The sequence below is a fragment of the Luteimonas suaedae genome, from assembly GCF_008312895.1.
GTDB classification, from domain to species: domain Bacteria; phylum Pseudomonadota; class Gammaproteobacteria; order Xanthomonadales; family Xanthomonadaceae; genus Luteimonas; species Luteimonas suaedae.
Genome location: NZ_VSSP01000029.1, coordinates 1 through 7,689 on the forward strand (window position 1 = coordinate 1; position 7,689 = coordinate 7,689).

3 protein-coding genes are annotated in these 7,689 nt (G+C 61.6%); all 3 read left to right on the plus strand.

Features of this window, described 5'->3' with window-relative positions; all coding sequences use genetic code 11:
- A partial coding sequence (locus tag FXO19_RS18875; RefSeq protein ID WP_149196664.1) for an HlyD family type I secretion periplasmic adaptor subunit occupies window positions 1–722 on the plus strand: 722 nt, incomplete at its 5' end.
- Window positions 719–1,819 carry a hypothetical protein gene (locus tag FXO19_RS18880; RefSeq protein WP_149196665.1) on the plus strand — a complete coding sequence of 367 codons (1,101 nt, stop codon included), beginning with the start codon at window positions 719–721 and terminating at the stop codon, window positions 1,817–1,819. The genes FXO19_RS18875 and FXO19_RS18880, both read left to right, overlap by 4 nt.
- A gap of 1 nt (window position 1,820) precedes the next feature.
- On the plus strand, window positions 1,821–7,689 hold a 5,869-nt coding region (locus FXO19_RS19720), incomplete at its 3' end, for a calcium-binding protein (RefSeq protein ID WP_484496925.1).

The following is a 7,689-nucleotide window of genomic DNA, read 5'->3' on the forward strand; positions in this document are numbered from 1 at the left end:
AGCTCGATGCGCTCAGCCAGGACAACTACGTGCCCAAGCTGCAGGTCTCCGAGGTGAAAGAGCGCCTGGTCGGCATGCGTCAGGACTTGGCGATCCGGCGCGAGGAAAGCACCAAGTCCAGGGCCGGCGAGCGCGCGGTGGTGGAGCAACTGGCGCGGGCAGAGAGCGAGTTCGCGCACGAGGCCCTGGACGCGCTGACAGAAGCCGAAGCCGCGCGTGCCTTGCGCGCCGAAGAACTGAAGAAGGCGCGCGAAAAGGCCGGCCGGACCGTGCTGTCGGCACCGGTCGCGGGCGTCGTACAGCAGTTGCAGGTGCACACCGTCGGCGGCGTGGTCAAGCCCGCCGATCCGCTGATGGTGGTGGTGCCCGACGACGGCGAGCTGATCGTGGACGCGATGGTACCCAACAAAGATGCCGGATTCGTCCACGCCGGACAGCCGGTCGAGGTGAAGCTGGAGGCGTATCCATTTACTCGCTACGGCGTGGTCGACGGCGTGGTCGAGCACGTCGGCCGCGACGCCGTCCAGACCGAGAAGGACGGCCTGCTGTACCCGGCGCGGATACGGCTGACGCAGGACTGGATCGAGATCGGCGGTCGCCGCACCCCGCTCGCGCCCGGTCTGTCTGCGACCGCGGAGATCAAGACCGGCAATCGTCGCATCATCGAATACCTGCTCTCGCCGCTGTCGCGGCGGATGCAGGAGGCGGGGAGGGAGAGATGAGTCGAATGCAATGGGATCGCCTGGCCTCGGTCTTGTGGCTATCCGCAGCCGCTTTCCAGGTCAGTTCCACAACCGATGCGCTGGTCACCATGAAACCTGCGAACATCACGCCCAAGATCGCATCCGAGCGATGCGCTAGCGGCCCGACGAAATACTCTTTCGCCGTTGGTGAGGATGCCGCCGCCTACTTCACGACCTGCCTGATCGAACCCGGTTTCCCGACGTCGCTGCACTACGTCCGGACCGCATTCCCGGAGCGCGTAGCAGCGTTACGGATCGCCCAAAATCCGCCGCCTACTATGCTTGGTTTCGCCCACTCGGGTGGGCCGCTGTGGGCGAGCACGGTCGATGGCGACCGTCGCGCCAGCCGGCGCTTAAACGTATACCGATTCGATCCTGCATTCGTTGCGGTAAAGGTCATCGCGAGCGCCGATCTGCCTTCCGAATCCTCTTTGATCAGCGCGATCGCTGGGGAAGGTTGCTGGCTGCTGAGGGCTGCAGCGGCGCAAGGCGCCGAACAGTGGGCAATCGTCGCCGCAAGCGGTGATATCGCGCTGGTCGATTCGGGGCGGGGCGAACGGACGCTGTTCTGGGACGATGGCAGTCGCGCGTTCGTCATCGCGAGCGATCCGGATTCGGACCGGCTCCCGGCATTCTCTACGTTGAATTGTCGGGGTGCGCGCGAGCCGCTGCGCGATACCTTGGCCGGTTTTTTGCGCGATTACTACTCGCGCTACAACACGTATTTCTCGGCGCCCGGCGGGGATATCGTATGGATCACGCTAGGGACCGACACGTCTGCGCGGCTGTCCCGCAGCACAGCTGCGTTCGACGTTTTGCAGGACAGCGCCTTGGACGCATCGCAACTGCTCGGATCCGCCACAGCGCGGGTTCGTGGGTTCGCGGCATGCACGGCCGAGCGTGGTTCGTACGCCGTTGCCACGGACGACGGGATACGTATGTTCAGGGGCGGGCGATATGTCCGGTCGCTGCCCCTAGCTCCCGGCCAGTTGACAGGGATGGGTTTCGTCGAAGGAAGCACCGATCTGGCGACGTTCGCCGGATTCGGCATCAATTTGTACCGCATGGAGAACTGAAATGGGTCGTTCGATCACTACGGTGCCAAAGCGCAATATCGATACCTTCATCAACCGGATGAGGCAGGCCCAGTTCTCCACGACCATAGGCAACGATCATGCGTTGCTGACTGCGCTAGGCGAAATCACCCAGTTCAGCGCCGACGAGATCGAAGCCAAACTGGGCGGCACCGGCTGGATCATGGTCGACAAGTCCACAGAGCTTGCCAGCGGCTATTTCGGCGCTGCTTTCTACCATCCCGCCAGCAAATCGTTCGTGATCGCCAATCGGCCGACGCAAGCCGACCCTGTCGATTGGCGCGACATCTTCGCCGACGGCATGGGTTCGCTGAGGTTTCCCGTCCAGCAGCAGGCTGACGCGATAACGTTCAAGGACCAAGCGCTGTCGATGGCGAAGGCGATGGGAATTGAGTTCGAAAGCCTCTATTTCCCCGGCTTCTCGTTGGGCGTAGCGCTGGCACACGCGCAGATGATGCATACGCTGTTGAATCCGGACCAGGGATTCCTTCTGCCGTCTGGGTTCTCGCTCAACAATATGAGCGGCGTGGGCAAGGGATCGGCCGGATTCGGTATTGGCGGGCCGAACGACAGCCTCGGTCGGTTGATGGAGATGTACGGCTTCACTGTCACCGACCATGCACAGCAATTCATCGACTCACACTACGTCAACTACATCCGCCGATCGGATCTGGTTCCCGACGGTGCAAACATCGCTGGCGGACGCCTCGGGCCGGTCATCATCCTTCCGGACTTGTATGTGGTGGGTCCGAATGGCGAGTACATTCCCGTTGTCGGCATCGGCGCTCATAACGGCACTTCTTACGACGCATCAATCGCCCAGCACAGGGCTAATAATAGTTTCAACGGTGACAATTACATCGTTGTGTCGGGCCGGGACGGCAATCTTGATTTCCTACCGAGGGCGGACCTCAACGTCACCCTGCCCACCAGCGACTTCCTGGCGACCTCTCAGACCTACCTGCCGGACGGATACCTGCTGACGAACGCGTACACGGTCCAAGGTCAGCTGTACATCTACGGCGAAACCGTCAATCACGACTATATTGAGATCGTCCGCCAAGATTACGACGGCGACGGCATCCTAGACGAGATCAGCCGCACGCTGACGCAGGAAACCACGGTGCGTTCCTGGACAAATCGCCGCTACCTCGCGATTGGCGGCAGCATAGACGATCTTGGCGACTACGTCAGTTTCGGCCAGCTGTCGGTGGACGAAGACAAGGATGGCAAGATCGACTATCGACAAAGCGTTGCCGAACGCGGAGGGATCAAGGTGGTCGTAACCCGACGCTATGACGAGGCCGGCAACGAAGTAAGCGTCTCCGACGATGTCACTTTCAATGGTGTCAATGTGGGTTCGATCGGCGCCGCCTTCGGCAGCTCGCTGAGCACGGTGCTGTTCGACAATTCGTTGCAGCAAGGACTGGGGTCGACCGTGTTCCAGGCCTTGGGCGAGAACCTGGCTGAAGCGCTGACCGGTACCGGCGCCAGTGCTTCAATCTTCGACGCCTTCGATACGGCGTTCGAAGACATCTTCGCCGACATCGGCGCGAACGCCGCCGGCGCGTTGTCCTCCTATCTCACCGCTGAGCTGCTCCTCGCTGCCGGATTGGACGGCACCGTCCTGGGCGATTTGGGACAGTCGTTCGCTTCGCAAGCCTTGACACAAATTATCCAGAACATCGCCACTGGCGTTGAAGCCTTCGCCAACGTCAACTTCGACACCGTCAACATCGCGACCGTGGCCGCGACGTACGTCGGAACCAAGCTCGCGTCGAAACTCATCGAGTTCGACACCGTAGAAGGTCAGCTCGGCGCATCGTTGGGTGCGAGCATTGGCGCGATCATCGGTATCGCCGCCGGCGCCAACGGCGTCGTCCTAGGCATGCAGTTGGGCGCGACCTTCGGCGGCCCCGTTGGCGCACTGATCGGCGCGTTCCTGGGCTACATTTTCGGAGGTATGATCGGCTCGCTGTTCGGCGGCAAACCATCGTCTGGTGCGGAGGTGGCTTGGAACGAGAGCAGACAGGAATTCTCGGTCACTAACGTCTGGTCGAGGAACCATGGCTCGAAGGATGGCGCCCGCCAGTTCGCGTACGCGGTGGCTGACAACCTGAATGGCGTGACCGCTTCGATCGGTGCGAAAGTGATCGATCCGCGCGCGGTCCGTGCCGGCAGCTACGGCACCAAGGGCAATGACTACGTGTATCGCGTCAACGGAGTCACGATGTTCAAGACCCGCGATGCGGGCGCCTTGATCAATTACGGTACCTATACCGCGCTCGGAGACCTCAGTGCCCAGCTGGCCGGCGGCGATATCTACATGAAGCGCGCCTTGGCCGCCAATCTGGCCATGGTCGCCCAGGGCCAGTTCGACGCCAAAACACTGTTCGGCGACTTTTCGGTGGCCAGCGACTATGGACGCTACCTCGCCGACCCGGCGAGCGTCAATGTGCTGCTGGCCGCGGGTCAGGACAACGGCTACACCGCGGGTTGGGCGATCACGTTCGCGCGCGCCAAGGAGTTGGGACTCAACAAGCGCTCCTTCACCGATTGGATTGGTGGCTATGGTGCTTTCCTGGACGAATTGCCGGACGACATGCTCGATGGTAATTCGCTCTCTGCGGCGAATCTGGTCATGGAGCTGGAAGGCAACGGACGCAGTTTCATCGTCGTAGACCAGCAGGGAGGGTCCTACGGTAAGTTGGGTGACACTATTGAAGCGACGCAGAAGGAATCGATCGAAGCCGGAAACGGTGCCGATTCCATCGTCATCGATGGAGCTAAACTGCTTTCGACCGCTGGGATATCGATCGATGGCGTCATGGGCAGCGGCGCGGCACATGCGATCGACGTTGCTGCGACCATCGACGGCAAGGGTGGCAATGACCTGATCCGCATGGGTGATCTGGGCAATGACGCGCTGGGCGGTGAGGGCCATGATGCGATCGTCGGCGGCAAGTTGGACGATTGGATGTTCGGACAGGCCGGTAATGACGTCTTGTTCGCCGGTCACGTCACCAATATCGCCTTCGCATTCGGCGATGCGGCTGGAGAGGCTGCGGCGCTCAACGCCAATGGCGGCAACGGCAACTTCCTCAACGGCGGTGATGGCGACGATCGTTTGTACGGCAGCAAGGGCTCGGACTGGCTAGCGGGCGGAAAAGGCAGTGATCGCCTGCTCGGCGGTGCGGGTGGTGACATCCTCGACGGCGGCCAAGGCGACGACCAAGGCATGGGCGGGCAGGCCGCCATCTTCGGCGGTGCGGGTTCCGATCAGTACTTATTCGGTTTCTCCGACGGCAAGGACGTGGTGTTCGACGAATCGGATCCGGCCGGGGTTGTCGGCGCGCCGCGAGATTCCATCCACTGGCGGGTGCAGCAGATCAATAACGGCCTTCTGCAGCGCAACTGGGCGGGCGGCGGCGACTACGAGGCCGACGGTTCGGTGAAGGGCGGCGAGGACGCGATTGTCTTCAAGGCTGGAATCACGATGTCGAACCTGTTGATGCATCGGTCGGGTAACGATCTTGTCATCGGCTTGGCGATCGAGGATGCCAATGGCATCGCCCATCCCACCGGCGACCAGATCACGGTCAAGGACTGGTTCGAAAGCACCCGGCGGGTGGAGTGGCTGCGCTTCGCCAATGGCGAGGAGATCAGGCTTGGGGACATGACGTCGTTTGTCATCGGAAGCGACGAATCGGACGTGATCCTGGGGAGTTACGGCGCCGATTTCCTGTATGGCGGCGGTGGCGACGACGAGATCCGCGGCTTGGCCGGCAACGACTTTGGCAACGGCGGCGCCGGCAACGATTTCGTCGCCGGCGACGGCGACAACGATTGGGTGATGGGCGGATCCGGCGAGGATATCGTGCTTGGCGGCGGTGGCCATGACACAGTGTTCGGCGACGACGGCGACGACCGCGTCTACGGTGGCACCGGCTCCGATATCGTGGTTGGCGGCCGGGGCAATGATGAAGTAGTCGGCGGAGCCGGCGACGACGTCTTCCGCTACAGCCGTGGCGACGGCACCGACGTGGTCATGGACGACTATGTCGACAACTGGGACCTGGTCTGGCAGAACGGCGGCTACGTCAACGGCTACGTGCTGCAGGCCAACGGTACAGTCACCAAGGACGGCGTGGTCTATTTCGACGGCTCCAAGTGGTTGGGGACCAACTACGACTGGAACGACGAGGCGCAGACCCTGCTCCGCCATCGAGGCGCGCTGAACGGCAATATCGCCAGCAACAGCGGGACGGATACGCTGGAGTTTGGCGTTGGTATTGATATCCAGGACGCGATGCTGCGCCGCAACGGCAACGATCTGGAACTGGCGATCAGCGACGAGAGCGCGGTGACCGGCTTCGATGCCCTGTCGGATCGCATTGCCATCAAGGACTGGTTCTCGGTCGGCAAATCGATCGAGAACTTCGTGTTCGTGGCCACCGGTCGCCATGCCGTAAGCACCATGAATCTGAACGGCGGCACCGAGGGCGATGACAACCTGACCGGTACCACGGGGCAGGACTGGCTGACCGGCAACGGCGGCGACGATGTGATCGAAGGCGGTGGCGGCGAAGACATTTTGGCGGGCAATGCCGGTGCCGATACGCTCCGCGGTGGTGCGGGAAACGATGTGCTGTTCGGCGGGTCCGGCAACGATACCTTGGATGGCGGTTTCGGGGCGGACCTGCTGTTCGGTGGAGACGGTGTCGATATCGCGTCATATGCATCTTCACCGTCGTCCACGTCGGCGTTCGTGTACTTGAAGTCGGAGGCGGCTTTCGCCAACGCTTCTCAAGCCCAGGGTGATGTGTTCGAGAGTATCGAAGGCCTGGAAGGCACGATCACGTCCGACCATCTTGGCGGGGACGACAACGACAACATCCTGAAAGGCGGCCAGGGCGGTGACGTGCTGCTCGGCGGCGGCGGCTCCGACACGTACGTGTACGAAGCGGGAGACGGGTACGATACGATTCGGGAAGGCAACTACATTGTCGAGGAAATTAGTAAGGTTAACGGCCAAATCAACGACCAGCTCTACACCGGCAACTGGGAATATCTGGGATACGGGGCAACTTCCCAAGGCGATCGCCACCAGTACCGGCTGACTGTCACTCGCAACGGCACGAATGAGGTCGTGTACAAGAGCAGGGATGGCGTGGACTTCCTATATGCGGCGCTGACCCCATCGATACCTCTGTCGGGTGCCTGGTACCTCGGAGGCTTCCAGCCAGGCGTCGTGTATGCGCGTAACGGCCGTAACGGTGAGCAGATCATACGCGAGGTTTTCCAAGGCGGGGACGGCGGGTCGGACGTAGTGCAGTTGGGTACCGGTCTCAGTCTGTCCAACATCCTTCTTGCAAGCAAAATTGCCTCCGATCTGCGGATAAGTCTTGTCCCCAGCACTGGACAGAGCGGGAAATTGACCCTGGCCAATCACTACGTTGAAGGATCTGAAGTCGAGCAGATCCAGTTCGCCGATGGGTTGACGGTTGACCTGATGACGTTGCAATTGACGCTCCAGGCCACTAGTGGAAACGATCTCATGATCGGAACCACAGCCGCAAATACGTTGCACGGATTGGCCGGCAACGATGTTCTTTCTGGCGGCGACGGCACGGATAGCCTTTTTGGCGGCGATGGCGACGATATTCTGGAAGGCGGCCAGGATGCCGACAGCCTCGATGGCGGTTCTGACAGCGTCAGCCTGGGTCAGAGCGCGCAAGCGGGCGCCGAATACGGTGACACGATTCGCTATGTCACCTCTGATGCCGCCGTGATTGTCGACCTGGCCGCCTCCACGGCGACGGGCGGCCATGCGACTGGCGATACCCTGGTCG